The organism is Kitasatospora sp. NPDC091207 (assembly GCF_044768625.1).
Lineage (GTDB): Bacteria > Actinomycetota > Actinomycetes > Streptomycetales > Streptomycetaceae > Kitasatospora.
The window spans coordinates 98,072-116,741 of sequence record NZ_JBIVVS010000010.1 but is presented as its reverse complement, the minus strand read 5'-3'; the positions used below and the strand labels follow the sequence as shown (position 1 = coordinate 116,741).

Annotated in this window: 20 protein-coding genes; 9 read left to right on the top strand and 11 right to left on the bottom strand. The window is 73.9% G+C overall.

Annotation, left to right across the window (positions count from 1 at the left end):
• Nucleotides 1-32 precede the first annotated feature (32 nt).
• Genes ACIQTO_RS18815 through ACIQTO_RS18805 form a run of 3 tightly spaced genes read right to left on the bottom strand, consistent with a single transcriptional unit; the run spans nucleotide 33 to nucleotide 2,709 of the window.
• Complete coding sequence (locus tag ACIQTO_RS18815; RefSeq protein WP_402388911.1) at nucleotides 33-956, bottom strand: metal ABC transporter permease; 924 nt, start codon at nucleotides 954-956, stop codon at nucleotides 33-35.
• Nucleotides 953-1,717 (bottom strand): metal ABC transporter ATP-binding protein, encoded by a 765-nt coding sequence (locus ACIQTO_RS18810; RefSeq protein ID WP_402388909.1) that lies wholly within the window; start codon nucleotides 1,715-1,717, stop codon nucleotides 953-955. Before ACIQTO_RS18810 ends, ACIQTO_RS18815 begins: the two co-directional genes overlap by 4 nt.
• Nucleotides 1,718-1,734: 17 nt before the next feature.
• On the bottom strand, nucleotides 1,735-2,709 hold the full coding sequence (locus ACIQTO_RS18805; RefSeq protein WP_402388906.1) for a metal ABC transporter substrate-binding protein: 975 nt from the start codon (nucleotides 2,707-2,709) through the stop codon (nucleotides 1,735-1,737).
• Nucleotides 2,710-2,899: 190 nt separating this feature from the next.
• On the opposite strand from ACIQTO_RS18805, the gene ACIQTO_RS18800 reads away from it, so the two are divergent.
• Complete coding sequence (locus tag ACIQTO_RS18800; protein ID WP_329487560.1) at nucleotides 2,900-4,282, top strand: glycine--tRNA ligase; 1,383 nt, start codon at nucleotides 2,900-2,902, stop codon at nucleotides 4,280-4,282.
• Between the two features lie 79 nt (nucleotides 4,283-4,361).
• Here the strand turns inward: ACIQTO_RS18800 and ACIQTO_RS18795 are convergent, their stop codons facing one another.
• From ACIQTO_RS18795 to ACIQTO_RS18785, 3 genes are all read right to left on the bottom strand, one after another.
• Nucleotides 4,362-5,759, bottom strand: coding sequence for a hypothetical protein (locus ACIQTO_RS18795; RefSeq protein WP_402388904.1), 1,398 nt, complete (start codon nucleotides 5,757-5,759; stop codon nucleotides 4,362-4,364).
• 95 nt (nucleotides 5,760-5,854) lie between these two features.
• A complete protein-coding gene (locus ACIQTO_RS18790; protein ID WP_402388901.1) occupies nucleotides 5,855-6,979 on the bottom strand; it encodes a hypothetical protein in 1,125 nt (374 codons plus the stop codon).
• Nucleotides 6,976-7,554 (bottom strand): NADAR family protein, encoded by a 579-nt coding sequence (locus ACIQTO_RS18785; RefSeq protein WP_402388899.1) that lies wholly within the window; start codon nucleotides 7,552-7,554, stop codon nucleotides 6,976-6,978. Before ACIQTO_RS18785 ends, ACIQTO_RS18790 begins: the two co-directional genes overlap by 4 nt.
• A gap of 242 nt (nucleotides 7,555-7,796) precedes the next feature.
• On the opposite strand from ACIQTO_RS18785, the gene ACIQTO_RS18780 reads away from it, so the two are divergent.
• Together ACIQTO_RS18780 and ACIQTO_RS18775 are read left to right on the top strand one after the other, a co-directional pair.
• Entirely contained in the window at nucleotides 7,797-8,690 is an 894-nt protein-coding gene (locus tag ACIQTO_RS18780; protein WP_402388896.1) for a hypothetical protein, read from the top strand.
• Nucleotides 8,691-8,862: 172 nt separating this feature from the next.
• Nucleotides 8,863-9,081 carry a hypothetical protein gene (locus ACIQTO_RS18775; protein ID WP_402388894.1) on the top strand — a complete coding sequence of 73 codons (219 nt, stop codon included), beginning with the start codon at nucleotides 8,863-8,865 and terminating at the stop codon, nucleotides 9,079-9,081.
• Between the two features lie 76 nt (nucleotides 9,082-9,157).
• On the opposite strand, the gene ACIQTO_RS18770 is transcribed toward ACIQTO_RS18775, so the two are convergent.
• Complete coding sequence (locus ACIQTO_RS18770) at nucleotides 9,158-10,528, bottom strand: ALF repeat-containing protein (protein ID WP_402388891.1); 1,371 nt, start codon at nucleotides 10,526-10,528, stop codon at nucleotides 9,158-9,160.
• A gap of 68 nt (nucleotides 10,529-10,596) precedes the next feature.
• On the opposite strand from ACIQTO_RS18770, the gene ACIQTO_RS18765 reads away from it, so the two are divergent.
• A complete protein-coding gene (locus tag ACIQTO_RS18765; RefSeq protein ID WP_402388888.1) occupies nucleotides 10,597-11,103 on the top strand; it encodes an ATP-binding protein in 507 nt (168 codons plus the stop codon).
• Between the two features lie 27 nt (nucleotides 11,104-11,130).
• On the opposite strand, the gene ACIQTO_RS18760 is transcribed toward ACIQTO_RS18765, so the two are convergent.
• Nucleotides 11,131-12,474 (bottom strand): hypothetical protein, encoded by a 1,344-nt coding sequence (locus tag ACIQTO_RS18760; RefSeq protein ID WP_402388885.1) that lies wholly within the window; start codon nucleotides 12,472-12,474, stop codon nucleotides 11,131-11,133.
• Between the two features lie 178 nt (nucleotides 12,475-12,652).
• Here ACIQTO_RS18760 and ACIQTO_RS18755 point away from each other — a divergent pair, with 178 nt between their 5' ends.
• Together ACIQTO_RS18755 and ACIQTO_RS18750 are read left to right on the top strand one after the other, a co-directional pair.
• Nucleotides 12,653-13,135 (top strand): ATP-binding protein, encoded by a 483-nt coding sequence (locus ACIQTO_RS18755; RefSeq protein WP_402388882.1) that lies wholly within the window; start codon nucleotides 12,653-12,655, stop codon nucleotides 13,133-13,135.
• Nucleotides 13,136-13,313: 178 nt separating this feature from the next.
• A complete protein-coding gene (locus ACIQTO_RS18750) occupies nucleotides 13,314-13,787 on the top strand; it encodes an alpha/beta fold hydrolase (protein ID WP_402388880.1) in 474 nt (157 codons plus the stop codon).
• 447 nt (nucleotides 13,788-14,234) lie between these two features.
• On the opposite strand, the gene ACIQTO_RS18745 is transcribed toward ACIQTO_RS18750, so the two are convergent.
• The 3 genes from ACIQTO_RS18745 to ACIQTO_RS18735 form a co-directional block, all read right to left on the bottom strand.
• Nucleotides 14,235-14,621: a VOC family protein gene (locus ACIQTO_RS18745; protein ID WP_402388877.1), complete on the bottom strand. Its 387-nt coding sequence runs from the start codon at nucleotides 14,619-14,621 to the stop codon at nucleotides 14,235-14,237.
• Between the two features lie 277 nt (nucleotides 14,622-14,898).
• Nucleotides 14,899-15,315: a hypothetical protein gene (locus ACIQTO_RS18740; RefSeq protein WP_402388874.1), complete on the bottom strand. Its 417-nt coding sequence runs from the start codon at nucleotides 15,313-15,315 to the stop codon at nucleotides 14,899-14,901.
• A complete protein-coding gene (locus tag ACIQTO_RS18735; RefSeq protein ID WP_402388872.1) occupies nucleotides 15,312-15,848 on the bottom strand; it encodes a hypothetical protein in 537 nt (178 codons plus the stop codon). Before ACIQTO_RS18735 ends, ACIQTO_RS18740 begins: the two co-directional genes overlap by 4 nt.
• A 135-nt stretch (nucleotides 15,849-15,983) precedes the next feature.
• On the opposite strand from ACIQTO_RS18735, the gene ACIQTO_RS18730 reads away from it, so the two are divergent.
• Genes ACIQTO_RS18730 through ACIQTO_RS18720 form a run of 3 tightly spaced genes read left to right on the top strand, consistent with a single transcriptional unit; the run spans nucleotide 15,984 to nucleotide 18,645 of the window.
• Nucleotides 15,984-17,213 carry a histidine kinase gene (locus tag ACIQTO_RS18730; RefSeq protein ID WP_402388869.1) on the top strand — a complete coding sequence of 410 codons (1,230 nt, stop codon included), beginning with the start codon at nucleotides 15,984-15,986 and terminating at the stop codon, nucleotides 17,211-17,213.
• Nucleotides 17,201-17,845: a response regulator gene (locus tag ACIQTO_RS18725; protein WP_402388866.1), complete on the top strand. Its 645-nt coding sequence runs from the start codon at nucleotides 17,201-17,203 to the stop codon at nucleotides 17,843-17,845. Before ACIQTO_RS18730 ends, ACIQTO_RS18725 begins: the two co-directional genes overlap by 13 nt.
• 2 nt (nucleotides 17,846-17,847) lie before the next feature.
• Nucleotides 17,848-18,645, top strand: a complete 798-nt coding sequence (locus ACIQTO_RS18720) for a DUF4097 family beta strand repeat-containing protein (RefSeq protein WP_402388863.1) — start codon at nucleotides 17,848-17,850, stop codon at nucleotides 18,643-18,645.
• Nucleotides 18,646-18,670 lie beyond the last annotated feature (25 nt).

Here is an 18,670-nt window from a genome sequence, read left to right as displayed (position 1 = left end):
GGGTCCTCCTGGGGGTGTGGGCGTCTCGCACCTCATTGTGCCAGCCCCGCACTCCGGTCCGGAGTGGTCGCGTCGGACGGGCTCTGCCCGGGCAGTTGGACGTCGCAGACCGCCGGGGCGGGATCGGCCGTCGCCGTCCGGTGCCGGCGGCGGGCCAGCGGTGCGGCGATCACGCTGAAGACCGCGAACACCGCGATGGCGAGCAGCACGATGGCCGGGCCTGAGGGGACGTCGAGCTGGTAGGAGCCGGTGACGCCGGCCAGCGAGACCAGCACGCCGAGGCCGATCGAGGCGGCCTGGGTGGCGGCGAAGGAGCGGGTGAGCTGCTGGGCGGCCACCACCGGGACCACCATCAGCGCGCTGACCAGCAGCAGCCCGACCACCCGCATGGCGACCGTGACGGTGATCGCGGCCATCACCGCGAGCAGCAGGTTGAGGAAGCGCACCGGCAGGCCGGTGACGCGGGCGAAGTCCTCGTCCTGGCAGATCGCGAAGAGCTGGCGGCGCAGGCCCACGGTGACGCCGATCACCACGGCGCCGAGGACGCCGATGGTGACGAGGTCGGAGGGGGCCACGGTCAGGATGGATCCCCAGAGGTAGCTCTCCAGGCTGCCGGCGCCGGCCTGGGCGGACTTCGAGACCAGCAGCTTGCCGCAGGCCATGCCGCCGTAGAACAGCATCGCGAGGGCGATGTCGCCGCGCTGGTTGCCGCGGGAGCGGACCAGTTCCATGGTGACGGCGCCGAGCACGCAGACCAGGACGGCCATCCAGACCGGGCTGGTGTCGAAGATGAAGCCGAGGCCGACGCCGGTCATCGCGACGTGGCCCATGCCGTCGCCCAGCAGCGCCTGGCGCCGCTGCACCAGGTAGATCCCGACGGCGGGCGCGGTGACCCCGACCAGGACGGCGGCGAGCAGGGCGCGCTGCATGAAGTCGTAGGAGAGCATCTCGGTCATGCGAGCAGCCTCGGCGGGGTGTGGTCGGCGTGCGGGTGGACGTGGTCGTGGCCGGGCAGCGCGTGCAGGCCGGTGTTGGGGACGGGCGGGCCGTCGTGCGCGACGCAGCCGTCGCGCAGCACCACGGCGCGGTCGATCAGCGGCTCCAGCGGCCCGAGTTCGTGCAGCACCAGCAGGACGGCCGCGCCGCGCCCGACCTCGGCGCGCAGGGTGTCGGCGAGCACCTGCTGGCTGGCGGCGTCCACCCCGGCCATCGGCTCGTCCATGATCAGCAGGTCGGGGGTGCCGACCAGGGCGCGGGCGATCAGCACCCGCTGCTGCTGGCCGCCGGAGAGGTCGGCGACGCCGTCCCCGGCCCGGTCCAGCATGCCGACGGCGGTCAGCGCGCGGTCCACCGCGTCCCGGTCCCGGCGGCGGAAGGGCAGCAGCCGGTGCTGCGGCAGCCGCCCGGTGGAGACCACCTCGCGCACGGTGGCCGGGACGCCGGAGGCGGCGGTGGTGCGCTGCGGCACGTAGCCGATCCGGTGCCAGGCCCGGAACTTCGCGAACGGGATGCCGAACAGCTCCAGGCCGCCGTGCTCCAGCGGGACGGCGCCGGTCACCGCTTTGACGGTGGTGGACTTGCCGGAGCCGTTGGCACCGAGCAGGGCGACCACCTCGCCGGGCTGCACCGTGAGGTCGACGCCGCGCAGCACCGGTCGGCCGCCGCGCGAGGCGACGGCGTCGTGCAGGCGGACGGCCGGGGGTATCGGGTGGGTCATGGCGTGCTGCCGTCCCGTCAGCTGGTGGTGGCTGCGGTGGTCGTGCCGAGCGCGGCCCGCAGGTTGGCGAGGTTCTGCTGCATCACCGTGAGGTAGGTGTCCTTGGCCGGGTCCTTGACGCCCTCCAGCGGGTCCAGCACCGCGGTGGTGAGTCCGAGGTCCTTGGCGACCGTCTCGGCGAGCTTGGGGCTGACCAGGGTCTCGAAGAAGATCGTGGTGACGCCGTTGTCCTTGGCGGCCTTCTGGACGTCGGCGAGCCGGGCCGGGGTGGGCTCGGACTCCGGGTCGACGCCGTTGATGGCGACCTGGGTGAGGCCGTAGTGCTCGGCGAGGTAGCCGAAGGCGGCGTGGCTGGTGACGAAGGTCTTGGTCTTCGCGTCCTTCAGGCCGTCCCGGAACTCCTGGTCCAGGGTGGTGAGCTTGCCGACCAGCTCGTCGGTGTTCTTCTGGTAGTCGGCCGCGTGCGCCGGGTCGGCCTTGGCGAACTCGGCGCCGACGCTCTTGGCGACCGCCGCGTAGCGGGTCGGGTCGAGCCAGATGTGCGGGTCCCCGGGGGCCGCGTCGTGCTGGTGGCCGTCACCCTCGGCGTGGCCCTCGCCGTCCTCGCCCAGGTGGTGGTCGACCAGCGGGCTGGCGGCGGTCGCGTCGACGACGTGCTTCGCGCCGGAGCCGGCGACGGCCTTGTCCACGGTGGGCTGGAGGCCCTTGAGGTAGAGCAGGGCGTCGGCCTTCTTGACGCTCGCGACCTGCTTGGCGGTGAGGTCCAGGTCGTGCGGCTCGGTGCCGGCGGGGGTCAGGGTGGTGACCTTGACGTGCTCGCCGCCGATCTGCGAGGCGAGGAACTCCATCGGGTAGAACGAGGCGACGACGCCCAGCTTGCCGTCCGTGCCCTCGGCGCCGCTGTCGCCGCCGCAGGCGGTGAGCAGGAGGGTGCCGGAGAGGGCGGTCGCGGTCAGGGCGAGGGCGGTGCGGGTAGGTCGTCGGATCATCATGACAACCATTCTCAGGTTAGATGGAAATGATTGTCAAATCACTCGGACGGGTGAACGGTGCGTGGTGATGGGTGGGAGGGGCGGGGCGATACCGATTTGAACCTCGTACCCATATGGCCGGTAACCTGAGGTATTCGGGTACGCGCAACCAGCCGTGCCCTGACCGTGCCGTCGTACTGAAGAGAGCACTGTGGCCGCCGACAAGATCGACACGATCGTCAGCCTGAGCAAGCGCCGTGGCTTCGTCTACCCCTGCAGCGAGATCTACGGCGGCACGCGTGCCGCCTGGGACTACGGGCCGCTGGGTGTCGAGCTGAAGGAGAACATCAAGCGCCAGTGGTGGCGCGCGATGGTCCAGGCCCGTGAGGACGTCGTCGGGCTCGACTCTTCGGTGATCCTGGCCCGCGAGGTCTGGGAGGCCTCCGGCCACGTCGCCACCTTCAACGACCCGCTGACCGAGTGCCTCTCCTGCCACAAGCGCCACCGGGCCGACCACCTGGAGGAGAAGTACGAGGCCAAGCACGGCTACCCGCCGGCGAACGGCCTCAAGGACATCAACTGCCCCGACTGCGGCACCAAGGGCTCCTTCACCGAGCCCCGGGAGTTCTCGGGCATGCTGAAGACCCACCTCGGCGTCACCGAGGAGGCCGGCGGCCTGGCGTACCTGCGCCCGGAGACGGCCCAGGGCATCTTCACCAACTTCAAGGCCGTCCAGACGACCTCGCGCAAGAAGCCGCCGTTCGGCATCGCCCAGACCGGCAAGAGCTTCCGCAACGAGATCACCCCCGGCAACTTCATCTTCCGCACCCGCGAGTTCGAGCAGATGGAGATGGAGTTCTTCGTCAAGCCGGGCGAGGACGAGCAGTGGCACGACTACTGGCTCCAGCAGCGCTGGGACTGGTACGTCGACCTCGGCCTGCGGACCGAGAACATGCGCTTCTTCGAGCACCCGAAGGAGAAGCTCTCCCACTACGCCAAGCGCACGGTGGACATCGAGTACCGCTTCAACTTCGGCGGTCAGGAGTTCTCCGAGCTGGAGGGCGTCGCCAACCGCACCGACTACGACCTGACGGTGCACAGCGAGGCCTCCGGCCAGGACCTCAAGTACTTCGACCAGGAGTCCGGCGAGCGGTACTTCCCGTACGTCATCGAGCCGGCGGCGGGCCTCAACCGCGCCATGCTGGCCTTCCTGATCGACGCCTACTTCGAGGACGAGGCGCCGAACGCCAAGGGCGTCCTGGAGAAGCGCGTCGGCATGCGGCTCGACCCGCGCCTGGCCCCGGTCAAGGTCGCGGTGCTGCCGCTGTCGCGCAACGCCGACCTGTCGCCGAAGGCCCGCGGCCTGGCCGCCGACCTGCGCACCGCGTGGAACGTCGAGTTCGACGACGCGGGCGCGATCGGCAAGCGCTACCGTCGCCAGGACGAGATCGGCACGCCGTTCTGCGTCACCGTCGACTTCGACACCCTTGAGGACAACGCGGTGACCGTGCGCGAGCGCGACACCATGTCGCAGGAGCGCGTCTCGCTCGACCAGGTGAAGTCGTACCTGGCGGCGCGGCTGATCGGCTGCTGACGTCCGTGCCCTTCGGGAGCCCCCGTTCGCCTTCCGGCGGGCGGGGGCTCCTGGCGTCCCGGGTGCCCGGGCCGCGCGCCTACCGGCGGCCCCAGCGGGAGCGGGGCGCGGTGGCCGGGGTGGTGGGCAGACCGGCGCTGCGCAGTGAGGCGAGGGTGGTGCGGTGGCGGCCCTCGTCCTCCAGGAGGGCGGTCAGCAGGCCGTCGTAGACCTTGCGGTACTCGCGGCTCTCGCGGCCGTCCTGGCTCGCGCGGTCGTTGCGGTGCGCGGCGAGCGCGGTGGCGAGCCGGACCAGTTCGGCCGGCGGGCGCAGCGCCGCGAGTTCGCGCAGCAGGACGGCCGGCAGCGGCGCGGGCAGGGTGGTGGCCAGCTCCATCAGGTCGGCGGTGGGCCGGCCGGCGGCCTGGCGCAGCAGGGTCCGGGCGTCCTCGGCGCGGCCGGCCCGCTCCAGCCCGGCGGCGAGGGCGGCCAGCTCGGCGGTGGGCGCGGAGCCCCACTCCCAGAGCAGGGTGGCGCCGTCCGCGTGCTGGCCGGCGCGCTCCAGGGCCGCCAGCAGGGCCGGCAGGGCGTCGGCCGGGTAGGCCCAGAGGGCGTGGAACAGTTCGGTCGCCTCCTGCGCCAGACCGGCCTGGCGCAGCTCGGCGAGCGTGCTGGCGGCCTGCGTCGGGGTGCCGGCGGCGGCGCCGCGGGCCAGCTGGACGGAGGCGTCGGGCGGGCCGCCGCGGGCGAGCAGGCCGGCCAGCCGGGCGGTGTCGAGGGGGAGGAGCAGGGCGGCGGCCTGGCCCAGCAGCGTGGTGATCTCCTCGGCGGCGCCCTGGCGGTGCAGGGAGGTGATCCGTGCGGCGAGGGCGGTCAGTTCGGCGGGGGAGCGGCGTCGGGGTGGTTCCGGCGCGGGCTGGGGCGGCGGGGGTGCGGGGGCCGCCGCGGCGGCGGGGGGCTGGGTGGGTTGGCGGGTCTGACGGGGTTCGCGGCCCTGGGTGGGCCGGCGGGCCTGACCGGATTGGCGGGCCTGGCCGGGTTCGCGGGCCTGTGCGGGCTCCCCGGTCTCCCCGTTGTCCGCAGTCTCCGCGGGTCGGGGCGGCCGGGTACCGAACCGTGCTCCGGTGGCGGGTGGTGGCGGCGGAGCTTGTTGCACCGACGGGGCGTGCGCTTCCTCGTACGCGCCCCCGAAGCGGGCGCCGGTCGGCTGCCGGGGTACCGGATTGCGCGGCGCCGGCTGGCGGAGCCGGTCCTCCAGCGCCGTCAGCTGCTCGCTCAGCTCCAGGCAGCGCGCGCCGAGCCCCTCGCGCAGCGTCCGCGCCTGGGCCAGCTGCCGCAGCAGCTCGGCGTCCGGCCGCTGCCGGTCAGGCACGGCCCGGACCGCCTCGGTGAGCCGCCGTTCGCGCTGGTTGGCGTACTGCCGGGCTCGCAGTAATTCGTCCAGCTCGGCACGGAGTTCGAGCGCGTCCTGTTCGCTCTCGCCGCCGTGCCGATCCATGGGTTGTTCTGTGTGCCGTATCCGCATGATCGCCGCACCCTGTCCATCTCGACCCTGACTGCGGGTCATCCTGGCGTCGGTATACGGCGAGAGCGTTACGGCAGTGCGTCGAAATGTTTGCGACTGCGGTCCAGGAGCGCGCAGACGGCGGCGGCGGTGAGGAGCGCGACGACGGCCGCCCGCAGCAGAGCCGCCTCGTAGTACGGGTCGGTGGACCACCGGACGGCCAGGAATCCGGTCACCGCGCCGGCCGCCGCGGGGAGCGCGAGCCGGGTCGCGCGCCGGGCGACGGCGACGATCAGCACGGTGGCGCCCGCCAGGGCGGCGAGCCGGGGCGTGCCGAAGCTTCCGGCGTACCGGACGGCGAGGGCGGGCACGAGGAACAGCGCGAGGCCCCGGCCGAGGGTGTCCGTGAGCGCGGTCACCCGCGGGCCGGCCGGGGCGTCGCGCCGCGACCGCGGCAGGAGGCGGGTCAGGCCGAGCACACCGACCGCGGTGATCGCGCCCGGCAGCCGTTCGTCGAGCCGGGACAGGTTGTAGAGCAGCGCGGTGTCGTAGAGGACCAGCATCAGGTGGCCGTAGGCCCAGAGGTCGAGCGCGAAGACGACCGCCCCGGGGGAGCGCGACGCGGTGTCCGCCTCCCGCCGCGCGATCCAGCCGATCAGCGGCGGTGTGACGAGCGCCGACACCGCCCGGATGACGAGGTCGTCCACCGTGTACGGGTTGCGCAGGTCCCATTCCACCGCGCAGAACGCGACGGTGTACGAGGCGGCGGCGAGCGGGATCAGCGGCGAGCGGGCCACCCGCGCGTACAGCTGCCGGTCGAGGCGGCGCAGCAGTGCGACGAACGTCAGCAGCACGAGCGGCAGTTCGAGGAACGCCTGGACGCGGAGCACGGACGGCGCGAGCAGCTCGGGCGCCGGGGTGTGCGCGGCGACCCAGTCGACGAACGGGTTGCCGTGCGGCACCGCGAACCACCCGGGCGGCAGGTAGCGCGCGATGAACGCGGTGCTGCCGCCGTGCACGCGCTGGACGTGGACGGCGAAGGCCAGTTGGTTGAGGAGGATCAGCGCCACGACGATCGCCAGCAGCGCCTCCGGCCCTGGCGCTCCGCCGGGTCCGGGCCGGACCTCCCGCCGCAGCGCCCTCGGGGTGAGGGCGAGTGCGGCGCCCGCCGACACCACCACCGTGGCGTCCAGGACGGGTGCGATCGCGCTCACCGCGCCAGCCGGGTCCGGGCCTCCATCAGGGCGAAGCCGAGCAGGTTCTCGCCGCGCCAGTCGGCCGGTCGGGTCGCCCGCTCGTCGTCGGCGGCGAGTCCGATGCCCCAGAGCCGGTCCACCGGGCTGGCTTCGACCAGGACGCGCTGGTGGGTGCCGAGGAGGTAGCCGCGCAGGGCCTCGTCCTGCCCGAACTTGGCGAGGTTGCCCGTCACCACCAGCTCGAACCGCCCGGCCGCCCAGGTGGGTTCGTCGAAGCCCCGCACCTGGCGCCCCAGCTTCTTGGCCTCGGCCGGGGTCCGGGCGGCGAGGATGCGCGGCACGATGGCCTCGTCCCCGAACATCCGGGCCTTGCCGGCCATCATCCAGTGCTCGGCGGTCGGGTAGGCGACGCCGTCCACGGTGAACGCGGACGGCCACCACTGGCTCAGCGCACCCTGCCCGACCGACCCGTCCTGCTGCGGCCGGTGGCCCCAGAACATCAGCCACCTCGGCCGGGCTCCGGAGGCGACGGCCGCCACCAGCGCGGCCCGGTCGCGGGTGTCGAGGGGGTTCCCCGTGTACTCGCTGCTCATATCGTCATTCTGACGCAAAGAGGGTGGCGGCGGCCAGTGATTTTGATCGAAGTGGATGGCCCGGGGCCACTTCTGCCTGCCGTAGGGCCGGAGTTGACCGGTCTGTGCGCACCCGTTGATCTCGTCGCCCACCGGACGGTGCGTGTGCTACGTTCCGGAATCACAACATCACACAGAGACATAGTTGACCCCGGCGGTGCTACCAACACCCCGGGGCCCGGCAACAGGAGAAAGCCCTCCCGATGCGCATTCATCGTAGCGCTCACGCGCGCCATTTCACCGTGCTGCCCAACGGTCTGCTCCAGGACCGCCGGCTCAGCTACACTGCCCGCGGCCTGCTCGCCGACCTGCTCTCCCGCCCCGACGGGCGGCGCGAGGACGGGCGGCAGATGGCCGACACCAGCCCGCAGGGGCGCGGCGCCGTCCGGCGGGCCCTGAAGGAACTGACCGACGCCGGCTACTACCGGGTCGAGACCGTCCGGTTGCCCAACGGCACGCTCCGCAGCGAGAGTCACGTCTACGACTGCCCGCACGCGCGGCCGGATGTCACCCGTCCGGGATCCGGTCGACCGGCTGCCGCCGCCGCTGTCGTCCCTTCGGTAAAGGACCGGGAGAAACCACCCACCCTCCCGCCTCCTCCCGAGCCTCCCGGGCCTGTCGAGCCTCCCGGGCCCGTCGACGAGGCGACGCGGACGGCGGTCGACACGCTCTTCCGGGCGCTCCGCCCCGAGCCCCGCCTGCGCCTCGGCGAGGCCGAGGCGCTGCGACTCGCGCCGCTGGTCGCCCGGTGGTTGGAGCGCGGCAGTACGGTCGACGACCTCGCCCGTGCGCTGCTGCCCGGCCTGCCGACACCCCTGCACTCCCCGCTGGGCGTGCTGCGCAGCCGGCTGGAACGCAAGCTGCCGCCGGAGCGCTCGCCCGACATCGCCCCGGAAGCCGGCTACGCCGAGTGCGCCACGTGCCATGACCCGGTGCCCGAACCGGGAGTCTGCCGTGCCTGCGCCGGTCTCGGGCGCCGTCCGGTCGCGGTCGGCACGGGCGCGGTCGGCATCCGGGCCGGCGTCACGCGCGCCCGCGCCGCCCTGCGCGGCGGCAGGGGCGAGCCGTACCTGGGTGGTGCGGCGGCGGCCGGGTAGGCCGCCGACTCGGTTGCGACACACCGGCGTTCGGGCCCGGACGGCTTCGATTCTGCTTACTCTGTCGGCAGGAGCGGCTGTCGATATCGCGGCTCTCATGGCCGGTGGCCGTGCTTGTGCACCATCCGGGGGGCGACAGCAGGTGGAGAGGGGGAGTCGTGCGATGGCGGAGGTGCGGGCACGGAGGGTCCTGCTGGCGCTGGCAGGGGTCCTGGTGGCGGCGGGCTGCGCCACGGCGGCAGCCCTTGCCCACGGCTCGGGAGGCGTCACGGTCCGGGAGTACGCCCCGCTGTCTCCGGAGGTGCAGCGGTACGTCGAGGATCCGGCGGTGTTCGAGGAGTTCCTGCGCTCGCATCCGCCGACGCCGTTGATGCCGGGGGTCCGCAAGTAGTCGACCACGGCCGGGCCGTCGCACGCAGAAGTGCCCCGGCCGGAGGGACGGGGCACCCTGGGCGAGCGGACGGCGATCAGCTCTCGGCGGCGTGCCGGCGGCGCGAGACGGCCACCAGGGCGGCACCGGCCGCGACGGCCGCGGCGGCGCCGCCGGCCTCCCAGCCGAGGCCCTCGTCCGCTCCGGTGGCGGCGAGCTGGCCGGAGGCCGGGGCGGTGGTGGTCGTGCCGGCGGTGGTGACCCGCGCGGGCGCGACGGCCGGGCCCGGGTTCGTGGTGGCGCCCACGACGCCGGCGGTCTGGACGGTCTGAGTCGCCTGGGCGGTCTGGGCCGTCTGCCCGGTCGACTGGCTCTGCCCGGTGCCGGAGTTCTGCGCCTGCTCCGGCCGCTGGGTCGGCGTGGTCGGCTTGGCGGCGGCCGCCGCGTTGGCCTCGTCCTCGGCGCGGGCCGTGTACTGGCCCTCCTTGAGGAACTTCACGATGTCCGCGTAGCTGCCGTCGGCGACGGCGCCGGCGGCCTTCTTGACGGCGGGGCCACCGGTCTCCATGAGCTGGGAGACCTTCACCCGGTCGTCGCTCTCACGCAGCGACGGCAGCTCGACCTCAAGGAAGCGGCGCAGGTCGGCGGGCGTGCCGTCGAGGGCCTTCTGCGCTCCCGCGAAGACGCGCGGGCCGACCGTACTGTCGGCGATGACGACCAGGATCGCGACCCGGTCGTCCTCGGCACGGGCCTTGTACTGGCCCTCCTTGAGGAACGTGACGACGTCCGCGTAGCTGCCGTCGAGCGCCGCGCCGCCGGCCTCCCGGACGGCACGTCCGCCGGTGGCGATGAGCTTGCTGACCTCGACCCGGTCGTCGTCCTGGCGCTGCTTGTCGAGTTCGACGGTGAGGAAGTGGCGCAGGTCGGCGGCGGTGCCGGCGAGGGCCTTCTCGGCGGCCTCGCGGACGCCGCGGCCGGTCGACGTGTCGGCCAGGATGCGCTCGATCTCGGCGCGGTCGTCGTCCTCGGCGCGGGCCGTGAACTGGCCCTCCTTGAGGAACGTGACGAGGTCCGCGTAGGTGCCCCTGAGCGCGGCGGCGGCGGCCTTCTTGACGGCGGGCCCGCCGGTGGCGATGAGCCGGAAGGCTTCGACGCGGTCGTCGGTCTGGCGCTGCTTGTCGAGTTCGACGGTGAGGAAGTGGCGCAGGTCGGCGGCGGTGCCGGCGAGGGCCTTCTCGGCGGCTTCGCGCACGCCGCGGCCGGTCGACGTGTCGGCCAGGATGCGCTGGATCTCGGCGCGGTCCAGGGCTTCCTGGGAGTCGTGGTCCCCCGCGGCGTCGGACGCCGTGTCCGGGCCGGAGACCCCGGCGGGCGCCGGCTGCTCGGCAGCGGAGGCCATCGACGGGAACAGCACGGTGGGAGCGAGCGCAGCCGCGGCAAGGACGGCGGACACCTTGGGCAACTTCATCAAGCAGACCTGCCTCTTGAGCGGGAGAACATGGGGATGGATCGTGAACGCGCTCAGCATAGATCTTCTTGTTTGATCATCAGATCAGCATTATTTGGAGGGGTCCATCCCGAACCCGGCCGGGCGCGACCAGGTCGTGGGGCGGGACCTCCGAAGGCCCGCCCCAGGACCCGGCCGCGGTGCCGCCGGCGCGGCGGTTGGTGGTGGCGATCCTCCCGGAGTGGGGTGTGCCGCTGTCGGGCGATGCCCTGGGGGAGGTGGAGCTGTGCGCGGGCGAGGTGATCGCGAACGCGGTGGAGCACGCGGGTGGCCGCTGTGCGGTGCGCGTGGAGTGGTGGGGGGAACGCCTGCGGGTCGAAGTCGCGGATGCCGGCGCGTCGCTGGCGCGCTCGATGCCGGAGCAGGAGGGCACCTGCGGCCGTGGCCTCCTGTTGGTGGAGGCGCTGGCGCTCACCTGGGGCCGGCACCCGGTGGGCACCGGGAAGGTCGTCTGGTTCGAGTACGCGGTGGAGCCGTCCTCCACGCACGGTTGGGGGACGGCGAACTTCCCGGGTCGGTCGGGGCGGGTGGCCTGACGGGCCCCGACGTCCCGGCCGGGTCCGTCAGGCCGCGGCCTTCCGGAGCGCCACATCGCTTGCACGGTGCCGGAGTTGGCGGACGACGGGTGTGTCGGGACCGCCCGGCAGGGTGGTGGAGAGTGCCCGGAAGTGTTCGTCGCCACGGACGGAGCTCAGCGTGACGTAGTCGTCCAGGAAGGTGTGCCACGTGGTGCAGGCGGCCTCCACATGGCCCAGCTCCATCTGGCGCCGCGCGAGCAGGCCGTTGGCGTGCGCCCGGCCCTGCTTCTCGTTGCCGGGCCTGGCCCGGTTGGAGAGCTGCAGTTCCTTGATCGCCCCGGGCAGGTCGCCGAGTTCGTACAGCACGTGGGAGACGTGGAAGTGGTAGGCGGCCTGGTCGTAGCCGCCGACGGAGTCGTTGCGCCCGTCCGCCAGGGCGAGCGCCGTCTCCGTCTCGCGCAGCCGGGCGAAGGCCTGCCGCCGGTCCTTCACCATGGCCGCGCCGTGCGCCTGCTGGCCGGCCAGGAACGCGCGCAGGCGCGGGCCCGAGACGGGCGCGGCCTCGGCGGCCGAATCCGCCAGCTCCAGCGCCTTCGGACCGTGGCCGAGGCTGGCGGCCTGGAGCGCCATGCCGCGCAGTGTCCGGCAGTAGGTCACGTGGTCCTGGGCGTCGCGGGCGAGCTTGAGGGCCTCGACGTAGTACTTCTGGCCGAGCCCGTGGGCGGTCTCGTACATGGCCATCCACCCGGTCAGATAGGTGAGATCGGCGGCTGCCGACAGGAGGTCGGCCTTCACCTCGGCGGTGCCGGACGCCTGGAGCCACGGGCCGACCGAGTTGACCAGGAACGCGGCGGCCATCGGGCGGGCGTGCGCGGCCCCGAGCTCGTCGAGGATGCCGGCGATCCGGTCGGTCATGTTCCGGACGGTCTCGACCTCGCCCTGTCCGACGCGCACGGTCGGGCCCGCCGCGGTGCGGCTGATCCGCTCGGCGCTGTCGTCGAACACCGGCAGGCTCAGCGCGGCCGAGTACAGCCCGGCCGCGAGCACGCTCCGGCGGGACGGGTCCATGTCGGCGCGGCCGAGCGACATCAGGTCGGCCAGGGCGCGCCGGTCGCCGGGGGGCTCGGGAGAGGCCTCGAAGCCGGTCTCCTCGGGGGTGACCGGCCGGCCGAGACGGCGCGCGAACGTCTCCCGCACGACCTCGCGGACCTCGGCACGCGGTTGGACACCGGAAAGCCAGTGCGAGACCGACGACTTGTCGTAGGTCAGCCGCAGGCCCGCCTCACTCCCGGTCCGGTTGACCGCGCGGGCGAGCTGGTCGTTGCCCCAGGCGGTCTCCTGCATGAGCGCGGCCAACGCGGTGTTCGGCGTACGCGGTCGTTGCGCCATCACGATCCCCGTCTCCTTCGTTCAACCGATTCAACCCCCGGACCAGCATCACCTGTTCTCCATTCCTGTGTACCCCCGTTGACTTGATGTCAGCCCAACGGGTGGTCGGGCGCGTGTCCCCCTGACCTGCCGGGCGGGCGTACCCGACGCGTGCCCTTGTGGCGGACGGAGCAGACCGGTGACCAGCAGTCCTCTCGGCAGTGCGAGATTTCCGGTGCCCCGTGAGTGGGACGTGCCGCCCGACGCGGCCGCGGTGCCGCGGGCGCGGCGGTCGGTCCTGGCGCTCCTCCGGGAGTGGGGCGTGCCGCTGTCGGAGGAGGCGCTGGGGGAGGTCGAGCTGTGCGCCGGTGAGGTGATCGCCAACGCGGTGGAGCACACGGGCGGACGGTGCTCGGTCGGCGTGCGGTGGTCCGGGGAGTCGGTGCGGGTCGAGGTCGCGGACACCGGTGCGTCGCTGACGCGTTCGGAGCCGGACGAGGAGGCCACCGGCGGGCGTGGCCTGCTGCTGGTGGAGGCCTTGGCGAGCACCTGGGGCTGGCACCGGCAGGGCGCGGGCAAGGTGGTCTGGTTCGAGTACCCGGTCGGAGCGCCGGCGGACGGTTCGCCGTTCCCCGCGCCCTGGTGGGGGACGGCGAACCGGTACGGGAGGGTGGCCCTGTAGGCCTCGGCCCGCCCGGGTGAGGCGGCCTGACGGCCCTCGTGGCGGGGGCGTCGGACGGCTCGTCGTCGGGATGGTCGACATCCGTACCCTGTGCGGCTGTTCGATCGCGGTCGACGGGCGGCCGGTCCACCCGCGCGGCCGTGCGAGCCCGATGGACCGTCGAGCAAGGGGGAGGAGCATGGCGGCGGGAGTCGCGACACCCGGATTCACCGTCGGGTCGGTGCACTCGGCGGACGGCACGGTCATCGGCTACCGCGGTGTGGGGTCGGGCGGCCCCGCGCTGCTCGTCGTGCCCGGGGCGCTGTCCGTGGCCGAGGAGCTCGACGGGGTCGCGGCCGAACTCGCCCGGCACCTCACCGTGCACACCGTCGAGCGGCGCGGACGCGGGGCCGGCGGCCCGCGGGGTGACGGCTGTGGCGTCGACGCCGAGTGCGCCGACATCGAGGCGGTGCGGGCCGCGACCGGTGTGCGCCTGGTCTTCGCGCACAGCTTCGGTGCCTTCCGCGCCCTGGAATCCGCCCTGCGCGGATCCGCCTTCGACCGGATCGCCTTCTGCGAGCCGGGGGTCTCCATCGACGGCTCCGTCCCGATGGGCTGGGCCCCCGGGACCGAGCGGCCGCCGGCGCGGGGCAAGGCGCCGAGGCGTTCCTGACCTTCGTCCGGGATCAACCCGGAGGCCGCCGGCAAGGCGCCGCGCCGGCTGCTGCGGATCATCCTCCGGTTCGTCATGAAGGAGCCGGAGCGGCTGCGCGAGCACGCCCTGCTCGGGGGCACGGTCCGCGAGTACGTCGAGGCGGCCCGGCTGGACAACGACTACCCGAAGCACGCCCGGCTCGCCGCTCCCGTCCTGCTGATGGCTGGCAAGGACGCCACCACGACCGGGGCGGGCCGTGCTGCCGTCCGGCTCGCCGAGGTCCTGACCACCGCCGAGCCGGTCCGCTTCCCGAAGCTCGACCACTTCGGGTACGAGAAGGACCCGGTGGCCGTCGCCGCCGCCGTGAGGGCTTCCTCCTCGGCGGCGACCGGGAGACGGCGCGGTAGCCCGCCGGGTCCGCCGGACCTCCTCCCCAGGGGGCTCCGGGGGCCCGGCCGGTCCGGCTCAGCGGAGCTGGAGCAGGTCCCAGCGGTTGCCGTACAGATCCTCGAACACCGCCACCGTGGCGTACGGTTCGTGTCGCGGCTCCTCCAGGAAGCGGACCCCGGCGGCGGTCATCCGGCGGTGGTCGTCCTCGAAGTCCTCGGTGTTGAGGAAGAGCCCGACCCGCCCGCCGGTCTGGTCCCCGATCCTCGCCAGCTGCTCCGGCTTCGACGGGCGCGCCAGCAGCAGCCCCGTCTCCGTCGACCCGCGCGGCGCCACCACCACCCAGCGTCCGCCGCCCTCGCGCGGTGAGTCCTCCCGCAGCTCGAAGCCGACGGCGTCCACGTAGAAGGAGATCGCCTCGTCGTAGTCCCGTACGAGCACGGTGGTCAGTCCGATGTGTGCCATCCCGCGATCGTGCCACCCCGCTCCACCGTCACCCCGCACGACCCGACCGTCGGGCCCGGCCCGGCCCGGACCTGCCGGGCCGGCCGTCTTCGGCCCGACTCCCCGGCGGGCCTCCGGGACCGGTGGCGGGCCGAATCCTTTGACCGGGAGCGCGCCTTCTGTGGTGGTGACGCGACTCGTGCGTCACTGTCGTGCGAACGGGCCGTGGGCCACCTCACCAGCGGGTGCCGGGCCGTCAGGTGCGGCGCGGTGCGGGCACCGCTCAGCGGCGGCCGGCTCAGCGGCGGCCCGCCCGAAGGCCGCTCGCGGCGCGTCGGCCGAGCGCCAGGCAGAGGGCGGCCAACGGCAGTTCGACGCAGCCCGCCATCACCAGGGCGGCGAGCAGCGGCAGGCCCGGTCCGGCGGTGCCGATGTCGGCCAGGGCGTCGCCCGCGAGCAGCAGCGCCACCACGCGGGCGGCCCGGAGCGCGGCCGGGCTGCCGCGGCGCAGCAGCGCGTCCAGCCAGAGCAGGGCGGTCAGTTCGCCCAGGTCGAGGGCGACCCAGGCGGTCTCGTGGCAGACGGCCAGCACGGCCAGCCAGGGGAGGAGGGCGAGCGCCGCCAGGGCGGGCACCCGCGGGGCCCAGGCGGGCAGCGCGGGGGCGGCCGGCCGTGCGAGCGGGGTCGGCCGGGCGCCCAGCAGGACGGTGCTCACCGTGCGCTCCGACCGTGACGACGGACCCGCCGCAGCGGCTGCCGCTCGCGACCCGCCGGGTGCTCGACCAGGACGCCGTCGAACGAGCCCTGTGCCCAGGCGAGCCAGAACTCCCCGGCCACCGTGACGACGTCGGGTATCTCGACGACCCTGGCCGGCCGCCCCGCCCGGCGCAGCCGCCCGGCGGTGAACCCCACGACGGGCACCGGGCCGCCCTCCGGCAGCCGGCCCCAGGCCAGCCCGTAGGACCTTCGCGCGTCCGGGGCCGGGTACCGCCGGGCGCCGCGCAGCACCTGCGGCGCGAGCCGGGCCGCGACCACGACGTCCAGCAACTCGCCGTGTTCGTAGACCTCCAGCGCCGCCCGGCCCCGGGACGCCGGGGCGCCCTGCACCGACCACGGCCCGACCAGCCCGACCGACTCGGCCGACCCGACCAGCCCGACCGACTTGGCCGGCCCGACCAACTGGTCCAGCCCGAGGAGCGTCACCGGCCGGTGCGGCCGGGCGGCGGAGTGCGATGGAGTGCTCGTCATGTCCTCAAGACTTCCGTGGGGCGGCACCCGCTGTCGGTAGTGCACCGCACCGAACCCGGGGTGTAGCCAGGTACACCCCTGCTCTCCACTCCCCTTCATGGCGGCAGTCGATCTTCGAGCCCTACGCTGTCCGTCATGCCCTCCACCTCGCTGCGCCGCGCGCTCGCCAGGAGCGTCGAACGGCCCCCGTGGTCGGCCGCCGTCTGGCGTGACACCCGCTTCATAGCCGCCGGCATCCCGCTGGCCGCGCCGATCTGGCTGTCCCTCGTCTCCTCCAAGCTCTTCCTGCCCGTCATCGGCCTGACCCTGCTCGGCCTGCGCCTGCTGACGGCGGCCCAGCGCGGCCGGCTGCGCACCCTGCGCGGGATCGAGGTGCCGCCGCTGCTCCAGCCGGTCGACACCCCGGCGGGCCTGCTCACCGGGCTGCGCACCGGGGTGAGCTGGCGCCAGGTCGGTTACCACCTGCTGGCGGCTCCGCTGCTCGGGCTCGGCGCGGTCGGGGTGCTGTACACCTGGGGCGCGGGCCTGGTGATGGCCACCGTCTACGGCTGGGCCTGGCTGATGCCGCACGCGAATCCGGTGCGCGAGTCGCTGGTCACGCTGGACGCCCCGGTCACCGCGGCCGGCGCCCTGCTGCTCCTGGTGCTGCCCTGGGCGACGGCCCTGCTGGCCCGGCTGGAGGAATGGGCGGCGGTGCGGCTGCTCGGTCCGGGCCGGGCGGAGACCCTGGAGCGCCGGGTCGAGGAGATCGCCGAGAGCCGGGCCGGCCTGGTCGACGCCGTCGACACCGAGCGCCGGCGGATCGAGCGCGACCTGCACGACGGTGCCCAGCAGCGGCTCACCTCGCTCGCGATGAACCTGGGCCTGGCCCGGCGCACCTTCAAGGACGCCCCGCCCGAGGTCATGCAGGTGATCGTGGACGCGCACGAGGAGGCCCAGGCCGCCATCGACGAACTGCGGGACCTCGTCCGCGGCCTGCACCCGGCGGTCCTGGAGGACCGCGGTCTGGACGCGGCGCTGTCCGGCATCGCCGCCCGCTCGCCGCTGCCCGTCCGCCTCGACGTCGAGCTGACCGAGCCGGTCGCCCCGACCGTCGAGGCCGTCGCCTACTTCACCGTTTCCGAGGCGCTGACCAATGTCGCGAAGCACGCCCGGGCCTCCCGGGTCGACCTGTCGGTGCGGACGGCCGGCGGCCGGCTGCGGCTGGTCGTCAGCGACGACGGTGTCGGCGGCGCGGACTCCGCGCGCGGCACCGGCCTGACCGGGCTGCGCAAGCGCGCCGCCTCGGTCGACGGCACGCTGTCCGTTCTCAGCCCCCTCGGGGGCCCCACCACCATCACCGTGGAGTTGCCGTGCGTGCTGTGATCGCCGAGGACTCGGTCCTGCTCAGGGCCGGTCTGGTCAAGGTCCTGGAGGCGGTGGGCTTCGAGGTGGCCGCCGCGGTCGGGGACGCCGAGGCCTTGCTCGCGGCCGTGGAGGAGCACCGTCCGGCGGTGGTGGTGGCGGACGTCCGGATGCCCCCCGACTACACCGACGAGGGCGTCCGGGCCGCGCTGCTGATCCGCCGGCAGTGGCCGGAGGTCGCGGTGCTGCTGCTCTCCCAGTACGTCGAGGAGCGGTACGCGGCCGATCTGCTGGCCACCAACACCAGCGGGGTGGGCTATCTGCTGAAGCAGCGGGTGGCCAATGTGGACGACTTCGTGGAGGCCCTCCAGCGGGTGGCGGAGGGCGGTACCGCGCTCGACCCCGAGGTGGTCGCCCAGCTGCTGGTCCGTCGTCACCGCGATCCGCTGGAGAAGCTGACCCCGCGCGAGCGGGACGTGCTCGGCCTGATGGCGGAGGGCCGTTCCAACGCGGCGATCGCCGCCGCCCTGGTGGTCAGCGACAGCGCGGTGGCGAAGCACATCAACTCGATCTTCACCAAGCTCGATCTGCCGCCGGCCGACAACAGCCACCGCAGGGTGCTGGCGGTGCTGCGGTTCCTGGAGGTCGGGTAACCGTGCGCGGACGTCGTGGCTGGCAGGTCACCGGGACGCTGTCGCTGGCCTTCGTGCTGGTCTTCGGCGCCGTGCAGACCTGGGCGATGGTGGTGCAGCAGAAGACGGTGTCCGAGCGCACCTACCAGGTCCCGGTGACCAGGGTGGAGCTGGACACCGGGACGGCGGCGGTGGTGATCAGGCCGGGGGCGCCGGGGCGGGTGCACGTGAAGCAGTACCTGGACTGGACGGTCCGCAAGCCCACGGTCTCGGCCGTCTTCGAGGGTGACGCGCTCACCGTCCGGATGCGCTGCAACCAAGTGCTACCGGCCGTGGACGTCGGGTGCGCCGCCCTGATCGAACTGGAGGTGCCGGTCGCGACCTCGGTGTCCGGCGGCGGGACGTCGGGCAGCATCGAGGTCCAGGACCTGACCGGGAGCATCCGGCTCGCCGCGACCTCGGGGGCGATCCAGCTGGTCGGACTCTCCGGGGAGGTGTCCGCGCGCACCACCTCGGGCCTGTTGCGGGCCAGTGGCCTGACCTCCGCGCGGGTGGAGGCGCGGTCCTTCTCGGGGGAGGTCGACCTGGGCTTCGTGCGCGCGCCGCACCTGGTGGACGTCGGTGTCAGCTCCGGCGCCGTGTCGCTCGGCCTCCCGCCGGGCTCCCGGTACGCCTTCGACTTCAGCGGGGGTGCCGTCGGGGGCGAGCGCCACGTCGATCCCGAGCTGGCCGACGCCTCCAGCCCCGACACCGTCCGGGTGGGGACCACCTCGGGTTCGGTGCGCGTCGTCTCCGGGGCGGCCGACCGCGGGCCGTCCTGAGCGGGGGCGGTTCGGGGCCCTGACG